This is a genomic window from Desulfitobacterium sp. THU1 (assembly GCF_038181555.1).
GTDB lineage: Bacteria > Bacillota > Desulfitobacteriia > Desulfitobacteriales > Desulfitobacteriaceae > Desulfitobacterium.
Window position 1 is genome coordinate 56,069 of record NZ_JBBWUA010000006.1, and the last position, 14,373, is coordinate 70,441.

A 14,373-nucleotide genomic window follows, 5' to 3' on the forward strand; every position below is an offset into this window, starting at 1 on the left:
CTTCAGCACCAAATGCCATTTGAATTCCTCCTTTTTTGAAGATAGTACATCGTATGATTTGTTTGCCTATTCTGCCACAATATGGTAATCATTTTTGAATTTGAAGCTAAGCAAAATGCCTTCCTCAGCTGTGCTCTCAGCAAGGGAAGGCTTTCTGTCTATATGCAAATCCTCTGAAATGAAGTGCCAAATCTGTAGTGACAGTGTCTTCATCGTCGGGCGCCAGCCAAGTTTTCTTTATTCAGAATATATTCATTACAATATTGTGAGGATATAAGCTAATTAAGTTGTAAAAAATAAACTAATCATAGTTAATTCACGTTAAAAAGGTATGTGAACAATTAAAGGCAAAATCAAAGTGTTAGGAAGAATAGAATATATGCCAACAAGTATCAATAATTCGAAGATAAATAATATTACCATTATCCAAAATGCTATCGGTGCATCTTTAGCTTGTGAATTATCTAAGATTGCCGGGTCAAGTCATCCTTATCTAGCTCCTCTTGCAGTGATAATATGTTTACATGCAACGCTAGGTGAATCCATTCTGCACGGGTATCTGAAGATAATTGGTACGTTTTTAGGCGCCTTGGCGACTGGTTTTATTGCTCCTTATATAGGAAGCAACGCTTGGAGTATCGGACTTGTTGTTTTATTAGGGATGGGAATGCCCAGGCTGTTGGCTTTAAGCAATGAGGTTGGAAATCATGCTGCGATAAGTGCTCTCCTTATTTTGGCATTCCACAATAATGGGGGATATACTATAGATCGAGTCAGAGATACCATAATTGGTGTATTTATAGCCATATTAGTAAAATGGGTTGTTGGTACTATTATGGGAAAGGTTAAGGGTTAGGAGAGATAATCTCCCCGCAGAATTTCGCTAGTTTTTCGGAAAAGAGTTTGATATGAAACTCCTCATCCTTAATAATCCGGGCAAGAAGGGCCTGAATAAAGGGATCCTGAATCACTTCAATATGGGCCTGATACTGGTGGATGGCATCGTATTCGGACTGGATATCCGCACGTAGCTGTGCACACGGATCGAAGCTGTGATAGGCGATAAATTGAGGGGTCCAGGGCTGTTGTCTGCCGTCGTGATAGTAGGGTGATGCGCCTAAGTGGATGATTATTTCCCCTAGCATGTCCAGATGAAGCATCTCAACAATAGCAATCCCTTCTTCAAGGTCGGCTACTTCCTGCCAAGAAGGGGTTGCTTCCATCTCCATATGGTGATGAATATATTGCATGATGGCTGTTGTCTCGCTCACTTTTCCAGCATAATCGTCAAATATGAGTTGAGCATAGTAGGGATTTTTACCGACAACACGTCTTTCAGGGTAAGGATCTGGCAGACGATATCGACTAGGTACTTGCGAACAACTGCTTAGGGGTATGTCAATTATTTGCCCGGGAAAAATGTGCTCAGGGTTATCAATCTGAGGATTGGCTCTGATCAGTTCATTTAGCGGTATATTATATTTTTGCGCAATTAAGTAGAACGAATCACCGGATTGGATGGTATAATTCATTTTTACATCCCTCCTATTATCTCTAACGTTTATTCCAAGAGAAGAATGATGATGATCCGATTTTGGATTTGAAGAATTGTTTTTAGATAACACCGATTTTACAGCTTTTTTTATCTCTTCGTAGCTGGTACATCTACAAAGATTAGATTGTAACCACTCTTGAATGACTTCGTCATTTGCATCCGGGTGGATTTTTGATAATGCATAACAATTCATAATAAATCCAGATGTACAATAGCCGCATTGAAAAGCCCAATTTTCTATAAAAGATTTTTGAATAGGAGTATCTTTAAGCCCTTCTATTGTCATTATCTTGTGCCCTATTGCTTCAACGGCGAGCATTAGACATGATTTAACAGGCCATCCGTCGACAAGAACTGTACAGGCTCCACAATCGCCATTCTCACAGCCCGGTTTAGCACCTGTGAGGCTAAGCTGCTCACGCAGTACGTAAAGCAGCGTATCTGCAGGTCTTGCCACAATGCTTTTTATTTCACCATTAACGTCAATTTCCAGAGGGACTTTATTTTTGTTGAGGGATACAAACATAGGCTAATTCCTCCCTCCAAGCATCAGAATAATATCTGATAAAGTATTTTTAAGGACAAATTCTCTATATTCAGCAGATGCTTCAATATTGTTATTAATAGGAGCCGGAAGGATGGACAGTGCCTTATTTATTCTGAGTTCTAAAGGAATAGTCTTATCGTTTAAAACTTGCTCTATATTTGATGATCTAAAGGGAAAAGGACAGACGCCGCTAAAAGCAAACCGGATTTGTCCGTCCTTTTTTAAGGAATCGATAGAAATAAGAGGATAAGCAGATTTTTCCTGCTTCGTCTTCTTTATACTCATAAAAGGAAATTGACTGTAGCCTACATCTGTTACAAGCTGGACTAAGAACTCCCCTTCTTCCAGATTCAACGTTTTATTAAACACTTGATTAATAGGGACATTTCTAATTCCTGTTTGTTCTGCCAAAACCACCTTGCTGTCTGAAAGCAGAAAAGGCAGAACAGCTTCTCTAAAGGTTATTCTACCGCAAATATTACCGCCTACAGTTAATTTATTACGGACCGTATGATCTGCAACCTTTCTGGATGCTCTTCCTAGAAGGGGAAAAATATTGGATTCTTCAAGCTGGGTAAGGGCTACGGAGGCGCCTATTACAAGTTTTTCATTTTGAATATATAAGGTATTACATTCAGGTATTCCTTTTATATCAATCACAGCTTCGGTGAATATATGGGATCTTCTTGCCATGGTTATAATTTCTGTTCCGCCGTTAAAATATAAAGGCGCTTTTCCCTGGGTATTCAATAATCTAAATGTATCTACTGCTTCCATCATTGAAGCTGGTTTATAATATTCAAAGTCAAATGGAATCACTTCTTACCCCCCCTTTTGTTTTCCAAATGAATTCCGGTAAGAGGGGCATAAAATTAAGTGGTACCTGTACGGCAGCGGATAGTGCGCTTGCTAGTGCTGCCGGCATTCCAATAACACCATGTTCACCAATTCCCCGAGAACCGTAGGGAGCATCCATCTGAGGTGTTTCTACAAAGTCCACAATGTATTCAGGGTTTTCGCCAAAGTGTAATATCTTGTATGTACGTAATTGTGGGTTTTGAATGATTCCATTATCATTAAAAATAAAGTATTCTCGGCTTGAAAAGCTAAGGCCCAGGTTCATACCACCTGTAATCTGCCCTTTGGCTGCTTCTGGGTTTAGCACTTTCCCAGCATCGATGACCGTTACGGCTTTTAAGATTTTATAGGTATATTCTTTCAAGTCCAGTTCTACTTCAACAGCTTGGGCGCCCACGGTCCATTCAGGACCCGGATTTCCTTTGCCGGTTTCAGGATCCAGACCGGTGAGGCCTTTCATAACAAAACGTCCCCGTCCGATGACTTGGCTTCCTACACTTTCAAAACCAAGGCCCACCCTTGGATCTTGCCTCCAAAACACCCTACTTTCCGATACATCCAGATCTTGAGTGGAGATGTTTAACACTCTAGAGGCCGTCATTTTGAGCTGATGCATTGCATCTTCAGCAGCTTCCAAAACTGCATTTCCAACGAGATAAATAGTCCTACTTGCAGCTGTTTTCCAATGTTCCGGATCAATTCTCGTGTCAACCTCCATGTGAACATGAATTTTAGAGATATCCATTTTCATTCTTTCGGCTAGTATTTGAGCAAGGACTGTTTTTGTTCCCTGGCCAATTTCAATTGCTCCGGTATGGAGATTGATGCTTCCATCGTGATTAAAGGTAAGAATAGCCCCTCCACTTGCATTGATGGGTGTGTTTGAGTTTTTCCAAATACAACTGACACCCTTTGCCCTAACTTTGTTGTTTCCGATTGGGATCCTTCTTCCTTCATCCCAATGAATGAGTTCTCTTAATCTTTTTAAGCATGCCGGCAAATTACCAATATTACTGGAGTTTAGCAAAGTTTGGGTAGGTGTGGTATTTCCGGGGATAATGGCATTCTTTAGTCTTAATTCTAATGGATCCATATTTAACTGATCAGCTAAAATATCCATTGCTCTTTCTATGGCAAAGGTAAGCTCAAGGTGACCAAAACCCCTGAAAGCCACAGCATTGGGATGGTTTGTATATAGGCATAATGAATCACACCATAAGTTGTCAATAGTATAGGGACCGCTGCAATCTACTGCTGCAGCCCTGCTTATAATTGCTCCTCTGTCCGAATAAGCACCACTGTCAAATAAATGGGTGATTTCTGCTACTGTAATTTTCCCCTCTGTTGTACATCCAAGTTTGACTTTTGCATCTAGTCCTATATGAACCGGGGAGGTGATCATGTCTTCTTCCCGAGAGTTTAACATTTTAACAGCTCTACCGCCTACGGATTTTGAAGCAATGTAGGCTAAAATCTCTAATTGCACACTTGTTTTGCCACCAAAAGCCCCGCCCACGAGAGGCGTTTTCACAGTAACTTTTCGCGGCTCAATATTAAAATATAAACTGATTAATCTTTTTACTGTAAAAGGGGTTTGGGTAGATGTATAAATAATGACTTCTCCATCAGGCTTGATTTGAGCGATTGAGCATCTGGTTTCCATTGCCACATGGTCTGATTGCGGGAATGAAATATTTGATTCAATAGTAATTTGACTTTTAGCCCAGCCTTTTTTCAGATCCCCTTTTCGGATTTTGGTACGATTGGCAATGTTTGTGCCGGGTTCTGGATAAACCTCTTCTAAGAGCTTATAATCTTTTAGATTTTCATGAATGAGTGGAGCATTACTCTTAATAGCATCATTAGGGGAATTTACAACATCCAGAGGAATGTAATCTACCTTTATTAAAGCGGCTGCTTTTCTTGTGGCTTGTTCACTATCAGCTACGATTAATGCTACCGGCTCTCCGTGATATCGTACTTTATCTAAAGCAATAGGTGGTCTGTCTAAAATAGGAGAACCTGTGAGAATAGGGCACTGTTTTCCGGTCACGATAGCATATACGCCAGGTACTTTCCATGCTTCAGAGGTTAAAATTTGTTTAATTTCTGCATGTGCATATGGACTTGCGACAATGCTGGCATGCAATAGTCCGGTAATATTATAATCACCTGTATATTTAGCTGCGCCTGTAACTTTATCCAGGGCTTCTTTTCTAAATACACTTTTTCCTATTATATAAAACATGTCATACTGCTCCTTAATATTGGACGTCGCTATAACATGTATATTGGAATGTACTTTTGTCCTATTACTTCAAAATCACATTGATTTTCACACAGTGAATTAATGGTCACCGTCCTTTTCCATGAAGCGTAGGCCCAATCCTTGTTCGCGTTATAAGAATTAGTAGAAGTTTGAATTAAGAAAGCGAATATCTATAATGCGAAGTTCATTTAAGCTAATATGATGAATTTTTGATATATTTAGCCCATTTAAGATTAACCAATACCTTAGTTGTATTGGGTGTATTTTGTAGAATGATGATTTAATTCGAAGGAAAATAATGGTGAATGTAGAATATTAGTAATGTCTATAATGGGAAGCTAGGCTGAATGAGGTATAGTGAATATTATAGCAATACTACGCAGTCTAAATTGGAGGAATAAACTATGAATCAAATCATTCGCAGCTATTTGAATGCACACATTAAAGAATATGGAGTTGAAAAATACGGACCTGCTGATGCATTCGAACACTTCATTAATAAGTGTATTATTAATCGTGTTACTTCTGAACGTTTCGATCCTCAAGATGTAATGACTGAAAAAGGAGAAATCGGTCTTGATGGTGTTGCCATAATTGTAAATAATCAACTCATTACAGATATGGACGTTTGCCACGCAATTTTCGATCAGAAAAGAAAAGTTACTATAAAATTTGTTTTTATACAGGCTAAGACAAGCGAAAGTTTTGATGGCGGTGATATGAGTATTTTTCTCAAAGGAGTAAAGCATTTTTTTGAACCAGAAGATGTGAGGCCAGCAACAAATGCAAAGATGGAAAACTTAATCAAAATTAAGAATTACATCTATGAAAAAGCTATTGAACAATCAAGCAAGCCCTTCTTAGAGATGTACTATGTATGTTGTGGCAAATGGAATGAGGGGAATAATCTTTCAAACAATTATAAAACAGATGTGCGTTTCTTCGAAGAAAGCGGTGATTTTTCCACTGTTGAGTTTTTCCCTTATGATAGCGAAAAAATCATAACAACCTATAATGAAATGAGACGCAAGATAAGTCGGACATTTACAATGGAAAAGCGTCTGCCGTTTTACTCAATGCCTGGTGTTAGCGTTGCTTATTTTGGCCTAATTAGATGCAAAGATTTGGCAAGATTATTGATGGACGACCATGGTGAACTCTTTAATAATATTTTCGAAGATAATGTCCGGGATTTTCAAGGTTATAACCCAGTCAATTCAGAAATTAGAACAACGCTTTTGGACGAAAAGGATCAGGAGCGCTTTTCCGTACTTAATAATGGTATTACCATAATCGCTAAAAACATAGAAACAGCTGGTGATATTATTAGTATTTTTGATTACCAAATTGTAAATGGATGCCAAACAAGCCGCGTAATATTTGATAATAAGGAAATGTTAACTGACAATTCGTGGGTTTTATCAAAGGTTATTCAAGTTGAAAATGAAGATGTTCTTGACAGAATTGTTTATACTTCTAACAGGCAAACTGAGGTAAAATATGAAGCGTTTTCGTCCGCAAATCGCTTCCATAAGACGTTACAAGAGTACTATGCTTCAATTCAACCGGAATATCGCCTTTATTATGAGCGCCGGTCAAAACAATATGATATGGATGCAACAATAAATAAATACAGAATTGTCTCATTGGCAGGACAAACATTTGCGTATATCGCGATGTTCTTAAATGAACCGCATAGTGTTAATCGTTATTACGGAGAATTATTAGAAGCATATAAGAAAAGGCTATATGGCAAAGATGATTGTGTCGAACCATATTACATCTCGGCTTACTACTTGTATTTTATCGAACTGGCTATTAAGCAAAATCAAATTGACAAGAAGTTTAAGTCTTTTAAATATCATATTTGCTGTGCGATGCGTGCACTTACATGTAGCTCAAAATTACATCGTGGAAACAGTAAAGAAATTAAAAAGGAAGCTCAAGATTTAATTGCCCTTATACAAGATCCCATGCGTTTTCAGAGAGAATTACATACAGCCTGTACTTGCGTTGAAAATACAATAAACGCTTCTGGTGATATCCCTGCGGACATTCGATTCCGGAGTAGAGACTTTACATTTAGATTGTTAAAAGAGGTAGAGAAGTTTACATCCACAAGAAATTCAGATGAACATTTATGTGTGGGACAAATAGTATCTTGCCAAGTTACAGCACTAAGACTATATAATATTGAGGTTGAGCTCCGGACTGATGACGGTAGAAAGCGGGGCTCAATTCATATTTCAAATATTGCAAATAGATATATTCAAAATATCAGTGATGAAGCCCAGTTAGGAGAAATATTACAAGCAAAAATTATTACTGAGTTCAATGCGCAGACCTATGGATGGGGGCTATCGTTGATTTTGGATTAACACAACCAATTCATTATGTCAACAGCAGAACTGCGTATTATGTTTAGAATGTGCCGGATGCTAAGAAACAGTGAATTTCGCATTATCCTACTATGCGGAACTGCTAACACTAAATATAAACGGGCGGTACCAAGTAAAAGGGTACAACCCGTTTATTTATAATTTTTAAAACATTTAATTTGTTATAAAAGCATTGCCTTTTACAAAGTTAAAGTCGGCTTTTCCCCTTTAACAGAAATTGCAATGCTTTCAGTTCCTTTACTTATCCTAAATACAGTAGCATACCTTTCGCCATATTGGCTTTTAATCTTAATACTATCCCATTCTCTTACATCTCCTCTGGTCAATTGCCCCGTAAAAACTGTAATATCTCTTTCCTCTAAATCAAACAAACCATCTATTTGTATATTCAACTGCGAGCAAAACTCCTTATAATCTGTTTTATCAGGCTCTAAGAGATTGTCCATTGCAAACTCGATTATCTTAAACATCCTTGCTTCATGAGAATCACTATACTCTACTTCGCCTCTAGAATAGTAATCAGCCCTTTCCTCAGCTGCCTTAATTATTCTGTGTTTGCAGAATCTACATTTTGATCTAATTTTAAATATAGAATTCTATGCAATTTAGAAATCATCTTTTCACTACATGGTTATTTAAGGATAAATATACTTAGTGATTCCTAAAAAGGAATTGTCTTACACTTATTGAATATAGAATAAAGGGATATAGAGATGGGGTTAGAGAATGGGTAAAGAATTGAACGAAAGCATAAGTAATAAAATAGTCTTACCGGAGCTACTAACCGAATTTCGTGAGGCCATCGAGGCAGAAATAACAGCTTCAAAAAAGAAAGCTTCTAGTAACGCCGTACCTTTAGTAAATGGAAAACGAATCGCTCAGAACGCAAATCAATTTCAATATATTTTTACTATTGAGTCGATATTAAATACCCCTGATGGGTCACCAGCAGAACTAATAATTCAAGGAAGAGCACCAATTGAAACCACTATTGTTCAACTTGAAGAGGTTAGAATAACACTTAGCACAAGTGTAGATTTAGGAGATTTCGTACCTTTTGCACGATTACAAAGTAACTTATCTATTCTGCTAAAAAAACTGATTAGTAGAATCGAAGACAATTCTCAGAACGACAATGTTGTTGGAATGCGTATGTTAGGTGCGTTACCTATAGATAATGTTACTAAAATTGATGATTTATCGGGATTAGAGGATCTTAATCTTAATCAAAAAAAGGCAGTTGTAAGTGCAATCGAAAGAAATATGACCTTTATCTGGGGACCGCCCGGAACCGGGAAAACTAAAACGATCGGTAATATAATCAATGAACTTTACAAAAGAAATAGAACTGTTTTGCTTGTATCACATACTAATATAGCTGTTGACCAAGCTTTGATGAAAGTAGCTAAAAGTGTGGATACGAATGACTTAGAAAATGGTTGTATTCTTAGACTTGGTACCCCTAGCAATCCAGAATTAAATGATAATTTCCCGGAAGTAATGATGAGTTATCAAATATCCCATCGTGCAAAAGAACTCGAGATACAACTTAAGTATAAGACTGATAATGTAGAAACAATACAAGACGATATCAGGAAACTATATCGGCAAATTGCTGAATACAAATGGTATTGTGGTTATTCGGCTATAAGAGATGATTTGTGCATAATTCTAGAAAGATATAAAGAAGATTCTATGGAACAAAGCGAGATACTTGAATGTATAAATAAGCTTACACTTGAAAAGGATGAGCTTCCTAATATTAACGCTATAAAGGAATATTTAAGTTTAAAGGATCGTTTATCAAAGAATGAAGAGAAAATTAATAAGGCAAAACGCAAACATGATTCATTGATCAATGAACTTAATGTACTTAAAAATCGACTGGATGAAGTTAATAGTATCCTAACTTTATTTGATCGATCTTCGGAAATCAAAAAGGAATTATCACAAAAAGTCTCTTTAAGTTCACAGTATCAGATTTTAAAGCGTTTGGAAAATGATATTAATGCCGTACAAACTGATATAGAAACCAAAACAACAGAACTATCTAGGCAAGAGAACTTATTAGTTATCGCTAAACAAACCAATAAAATAAGTAGAGCACTTAGAGGTATACCTTCACCTGAACAATTAACAAAAGAAATCAGTAATATGAGAAACACGATTCTTAATCTGAATATCATGCTTAAAGAAAAAAATCTGGGTTATGGTAAGCAACATTCCGTTTACCAAGAAATCTATAATCTTCAGGAAGAGTTAAAATCAATTAACCTAATAGAAACAAATCGTTCTAACGTTGAAGTAAAGTATTTTGATCTTATTGGTCAAATCGAAAGAAGCAAACAACAAATCGAAGGAAATGCCGCTAAAACCGAACACTTAAACGAATTATCGTATGATTTAATGGAACAGATTAATAGGACCGAAATAGGATTTTCTAATGAAAGCCAAAAAGCTTTAAATAAATATATTTTTATCGAAGAATCTATTAATAACTATCATAAACAACAAAGTAAGTTAACAGAGAGGGTTGATTTATATAAAGATGCGCTGAATACTTATTTTAAAAACAACAGTCCGACACCTTTCTTGAACAATTCTAACTACAATGACTCAAGTTACGATGAACAATTTGAGTTCTTAGAAAGGATGTATAAATCTAACGGTATAACCTTGAAAAACGTTAACATTGACCAGATTGAGAGCAATATTAAACTATTAAAAGATATTGAAGTAGAGCTAAGAGTGGAACTTGCGGAAATAAAAAAGAAATTAGCAGAGATTGAAAAGGAAATAATTTCTCAAGCCAAAATAGTAGGAACAACCTTAACAAAAGCGTACCTAAGCGATGAAATGCAATCCAGGAAATTCGATACCATAGTTTTGGACGAGGCATCAATGGCACCTATACCAACGCTATGGGTAGCAACCTTACTAGCGGAAAACAATGCGGTTATTGTAGGCGATTTTAAGCAACTCCCACCAATTGTTTTATCCGATGTGGAAATAGCCAAGAAGTGGATCGGAAATGATATTTTTGAGCGATCTGGTATTAAAGCAAAATACGAACAAGGATGCCCACCGGATTACTTTATCATCTTAAATGAACAGTATCGAATGGAAAGAGAAATTGCAGAAATAGCAAATCGTTATTATGATGGTAAACTATTGTCCCCGCCTTCTATGGAGAGAAATCTTGAGAGATTGGAATTTGATTCATGGTGCAATGATAGCCTTTTATCGGAAAGTCCAGTAGTTTTAGTCGATACCGAGAATTTAAATGCGTGGGTTACTAGTGTCACTAGGGGTAATCAAAGTAGTCGATTAAACTTCCTTTCTGCCACATTAAGCGTAAATCTTGCCGAAAGGCTCATCTCAAATTACTCTTTAAATGACAATAAGAGAGAAAAAACAAGCAAGATACTCATTGTTTCTCCTTATCGGCCGCACACAAAATTAATTGATCTTCTATTAAGGGATATTAAAATAGAAGACCAATTAATACGGGCTGGAACGATTCATAGTTTTCAAGGGGCGGAAGCAGATATTGTTATTTTCGATTTAGTTGTGGATGAACCCCATTTCCGAGTAAATCTTTTTATGCATACCAATGAGATAACTGAACAGATGAGGCGGCTTTTTAATGTAGCCATAACCCGAGCTAGATTCAAGCTATTAATAATAGGAGATTTTAAATATTGCCTGTCTAAGGGTAAAAACTCGGAACTTGGTGATCTATTAAACTATCTTATTTATAACCAAAAGTTTCCAAGGATTGATGCTACACAAATCGCTCCCACATTACACGAACAATCTCTTAAAGCCCAAAGAATACTAGTGGGTGGGCGAATTGAGAAAGCCGAAGAAAGATTTGTTGTTACACAAGAATCCTTTTACTCCTATCTATCTCCCGATCTCGAAAACGCTAAGAATGAGATTGTAATATATTCTCCATTTATAACAAAGGATCGTTTATCATATCTCCAACCACAATTACAAGTTGCTGTTAATCGCGGAGTTAAAGTATTTATTATTACTAAAAGTCTTCAAGAACGTAATAAGAGTGAGCTTTCTACATACCGGGAATTGGAAGATCATATATCTGAAATTGGCATAGTGCTTATTCATAAAATGAGAATGCACGAAAAGCTCGTTTTTATTGATGATGATATTGTTTGGACAGGTTCGTTAAATCCATTAAGTTTCTCGTCTACCCAAGAAATTATGGAACGAAGGCAAAGTAAAGACGTCCAAAAAGATTACAAAGAGGTTCTCCGACTTTCTGAGCTTACGAATTATATTAATAAACAAGAGGCAAAATGTCCTATTTGTGGATCTGAAGTAATAGCTGCTGAGGGTAAGGATGCACCTTTTTATTGGAGATGTATCAACGACAACTGCTTTACCCGCGGAATTGACCAGCAATACCCTATGAACGGGGAGTTAACATGCGCTACTTGCGGGGGGGAATTTAATTTTGGTTATTGGGGCGAAGCACCATCTTGGCGTTGTACTGTAAACAAGCGGCATCATATGACCTTGTATCGATCGCACCTTAAGTTACCAAATATGGCAAACAAAGTTCCAAAAAGGGATTTAATAAAGATTAGAAATTATTTGGACGAGGTTTATCCCGAGAAATCAAAAATAGAAACAAAGCAGAACACAACAGGCCAAATGTCATTGTTCGATGATTTATAGATAATCTTACAATTGGGTTTAGCCTATGAATCCAGAATTGTTCTCAGGCTATAAGAGCCCATCATGCGAACGCATAGGTTCATCTCTCCTTTAAGTTCGGTCCTTCCGGTTTCCGCCGTCGCGTACTTCCGTACTATGACCTCTGCTGACTTCTGCAGATTCAGCGTACCCTTTCGAGTGCGATCACGAAGTTACTTCGCATGTTCTACAGACCTCCCCGGATAAGAACGTTATCTTTCTGCCCGCGCTTGCCCAAGTCTACTGCCATAACCCTTGGCCGCTTGGATTTTGCCTCGCGATAAACACCCTTGTCCTTAGCTTCAGTAGGCGCCGCTAGCCCCCGTTCCGGACTTCCACCGCATAGATAACGCCCATGCTGGGCGTATTACGAAAAAGGACAGCGACTTATGTCGCCGTCCTTTTTAAATCGAGCATTGGCCAAATCCTTACTTCGCGTTATAAGAATAATCCGAAGTAACGGACACAATGTGCAAGGGTATCAATTATCTATAATGCGAAGTTTATTGCTAATATGATAACGTTTTATTCTATCTATTATAGATCAATCAAAATACACCCATCATCTTAGGTGGGTGTATTTTGTTGAAAGCCGAATTATTTTAAAGGAAAATAATGGCGAATGCAGAATGTTAGTAATGTCTATAATGTGAACCTAATATGAAGTGCAATACTTTAGGTTATAGCAATTAGAGGAAGCTCAACGATATAATTTGTAAGTGAGAGGTGATTATATGGAAACTAAAGTAAATGCATGCCTCAATAATGAAAAATCTAATGAAATGAAGCAAGCCTTTTTATCGAGCGCCATTTCTGACATAGCTACTTACATTCAGCTTGCCGATACGAAGGTCTCTATAATTATGGGCGCTCTTGTTGCATTCATTGCTGGTATTTTAGCCTGTTATGAACCTATATTTCAAGCATTTTCAAATATCAAAACTTGTAGTTGGTTTGGAGTTAGTATTATTATTTTTATTTTGTTATATATGCTAAGCCTAATTGCAGTATTTGTGTTTGGCATTTTAACTATCCGGGGGCATGTTTCTGATATTGGGTACAAGTCTAAATGGTTCCTGCCACGGTCAACTAAAGAGTATTCATTTGATGCGTATAAGCAGGATTTACTGGATATGACCGATGAGGATATAATCGTGAATATGGGAGCAGAACTGTATAAGTTAAATGATATCAATCGACAGAAGGCAAAAACGATGAAGTGGGCAATACGTTCATTTTCAGCATCGCTTGTGGCAGTTGCTGTTATTGGCGTATTGCTTCTGATAAACACATTGTGAGGTGAAACTATGGCAATCAATATAGACGCAATTTATAAAAGCACATGGGAGCATTATCAGCAGGCGAAGCAAAGTCTTATCGAGAAAAGAGCGTTTGAGCATTGTGATGCTGCTATATCTGATGTAATCCCGGGATTTGAAGCTGACAAGCTTGAATTTGGCTCATACGATAAAGAGAACTTTGCGGTTTTGTTTGTTGATATGAGAGATTCCACCAAACGGGCGCAGGATGTCGGTGCAGAAAAAACATTTTTAACTATGCATGTATTTCTTACCGCACTTCTTGAAGTTGTCAAACATTATCATGGCAAGGTGATTGATATTATGGGTGACGGGGTAATGGTGTTTTGGGGTGGAAGGGAAGCCCGTGCTGAAGATAATATGGTTAAAACAGAAGCTGTGCGCAATGCAGGACGCTGTGGCCTCGCTATGCTTAATGTGCGAACCGGGGTTATAAATAAAATTATTACAGATGAAGAACTTGGAAACGAAGTCAGCATTGGTATTGGTGTTACATTCGATAGTGTAGTCGTAACTAAGATTGGAATCTCCGATTCATATGATGTTAAAGCATTTGGAGATTGCATAAATGTAGCATCAAAATACTCAAAACATCACAATCGGATGAAAGTTTCAAAGAAAGTTAAGGAGCTTTGGCCATCCTCGAAAACAGGAAAATTGCGTTTTGTTGAAGATCGAACTGGAGGCTATTTTGTTGAATAAGA

At 37.3% G+C, this 14,373-nt stretch carries 9 protein-coding genes and 1 pseudogene; 5 read left to right on the plus strand and 5 right to left on the minus strand.

The features are described 5' to 3' along the window. The first annotated feature begins 379 nt into the window (after positions 1–379). The gene (locus tag AAC978_RS07445; protein WP_341547412.1) at positions 380–856 is read left to right on the plus strand and encodes an FUSC family protein; all 477 of its coding nucleotides are present in this window, start codon (positions 380–382) and stop codon (positions 854–856) included. Here the strand turns inward: AAC978_RS07445 and AAC978_RS07450 are convergent. The 4 genes and pseudogenes from AAC978_RS07450 to AAC978_RS07465 form a co-directional block, all read right to left on the minus strand. Beyond that, positions 846–1,532, minus strand: coding sequence for a LysM peptidoglycan-binding domain-containing protein (locus tag AAC978_RS07450; RefSeq protein ID WP_341547476.1), 687 nt, complete (start codon positions 1,530–1,532; stop codon positions 846–848). The genes AAC978_RS07445 and AAC978_RS07450 overlap by 11 nt on opposite strands. A gap of 78 nt (positions 1,533–1,610) precedes the next feature. Further along, positions 1,611–2,081: pseudogene (locus AAC978_RS07455) on the minus strand ((2Fe-2S)-binding protein); the annotation flags it as partial. A gap of 3 nt (positions 2,082–2,084) precedes the next feature. Further along, on the minus strand, positions 2,085–2,921 hold the full coding sequence (locus AAC978_RS07460; protein WP_341547413.1) for an FAD binding domain-containing protein: 837 nt from the start codon (positions 2,919–2,921) through the stop codon (positions 2,085–2,087). Further along, on the minus strand, positions 2,908–5,208 hold the full coding sequence (locus tag AAC978_RS07465) for a xanthine dehydrogenase family protein molybdopterin-binding subunit (RefSeq protein ID WP_341547414.1): 2,301 nt from the start codon (positions 5,206–5,208) through the stop codon (positions 2,908–2,910). The genes AAC978_RS07460 and AAC978_RS07465 overlap by 14 nt, the downstream gene beginning before the upstream one ends. A gap of 425 nt (positions 5,209–5,633) precedes the next feature. Here AAC978_RS07465 and AAC978_RS07470 point away from each other — a divergent pair, with 425 nt between their 5' ends. Continuing rightward, complete coding sequence (locus AAC978_RS07470; protein ID WP_341547415.1) at positions 5,634–7,607, plus strand: AIPR family protein; 1,974 nt, start codon at positions 5,634–5,636, stop codon at positions 7,605–7,607. A 200-nt stretch (positions 7,608–7,807) separates the two neighbouring features. Here AAC978_RS07470 and AAC978_RS07475 read toward each other — a convergent pair whose 3' ends face one another. Further along, complete coding sequence (locus AAC978_RS07475) at positions 7,808–8,098, minus strand: hypothetical protein (RefSeq protein ID WP_341547416.1); 291 nt, start codon at positions 8,096–8,098, stop codon at positions 7,808–7,810. A 256-nt stretch (positions 8,099–8,354) separates the two neighbouring features. Here AAC978_RS07475 and AAC978_RS07480 point away from each other — a divergent pair, with 256 nt between their 5' ends. The 3 genes from AAC978_RS07480 (at position 8,355) to AAC978_RS07490 (ending at position 14,371) form a co-directional block, all read left to right on the plus strand. Further along, a complete protein-coding gene (locus AAC978_RS07480; RefSeq protein ID WP_341547417.1) occupies positions 8,355–12,332 on the plus strand; it encodes an AAA domain-containing protein in 3,978 nt (1,325 codons plus the stop codon). A 752-nt stretch (positions 12,333–13,084) separates the two neighbouring features. Then, positions 13,085–13,648, plus strand: coding sequence for a hypothetical protein (locus AAC978_RS07485; RefSeq protein WP_341547418.1), 564 nt, complete (start codon positions 13,085–13,087; stop codon positions 13,646–13,648). 9 nt (positions 13,649–13,657) lie between these two features. After that, complete coding sequence (locus AAC978_RS07490) at positions 13,658–14,371, plus strand: adenylate/guanylate cyclase domain-containing protein (protein ID WP_341547419.1); 714 nt, start codon at positions 13,658–13,660, stop codon at positions 14,369–14,371. Positions 14,372–14,373 lie beyond the last annotated feature (2 nt).

Excerpts from the sequence above, each read along its gene's own strand:
- AAC978_RS07445 (WP_341547412.1), top strand. The coding sequence starts at position 380 with ATGCCAACAAGTATCAATAATTCGAAGATAAATAATATTACCATTATC.
- AAC978_RS07450 (WP_341547476.1), bottom strand. The coding sequence starts at position 1,532 with ATGAATTATACCATCCAATCCGGTGATTCGTTCTACTTAATTGCGCAA.
- AAC978_RS07465 (WP_341547414.1), bottom strand. The coding sequence starts at position 5,208 with ATGTTTTATATAATAGGAAAAAGTGTATTTAGAAAAGAAGCCCTGGAT.
- AAC978_RS07470 (WP_341547415.1), top strand. The coding sequence starts at position 5,634 with ATGAATCAAATCATTCGCAGCTATTTGAATGCACACATTAAAGAATAT.
- AAC978_RS07475 (WP_341547416.1), bottom strand. The coding sequence starts at position 8,098 with ATGTTTAAGATAATCGAGTTTGCAATGGACAATCTCTTAGAGCCTGAT.
- AAC978_RS07480 (WP_341547417.1), top strand. The coding sequence starts at position 8,355 with ATGGGTAAAGAATTGAACGAAAGCATAAGTAATAAAATAGTCTTACCG.
- AAC978_RS07485 (WP_341547418.1), top strand. The coding sequence starts at position 13,085 with ATGGAAACTAAAGTAAATGCATGCCTCAATAATGAAAAATCTAATGAA.
- AAC978_RS07490 (WP_341547419.1), top strand. The coding sequence starts at position 13,658 with ATGGCAATCAATATAGACGCAATTTATAAAAGCACATGGGAGCATTAT.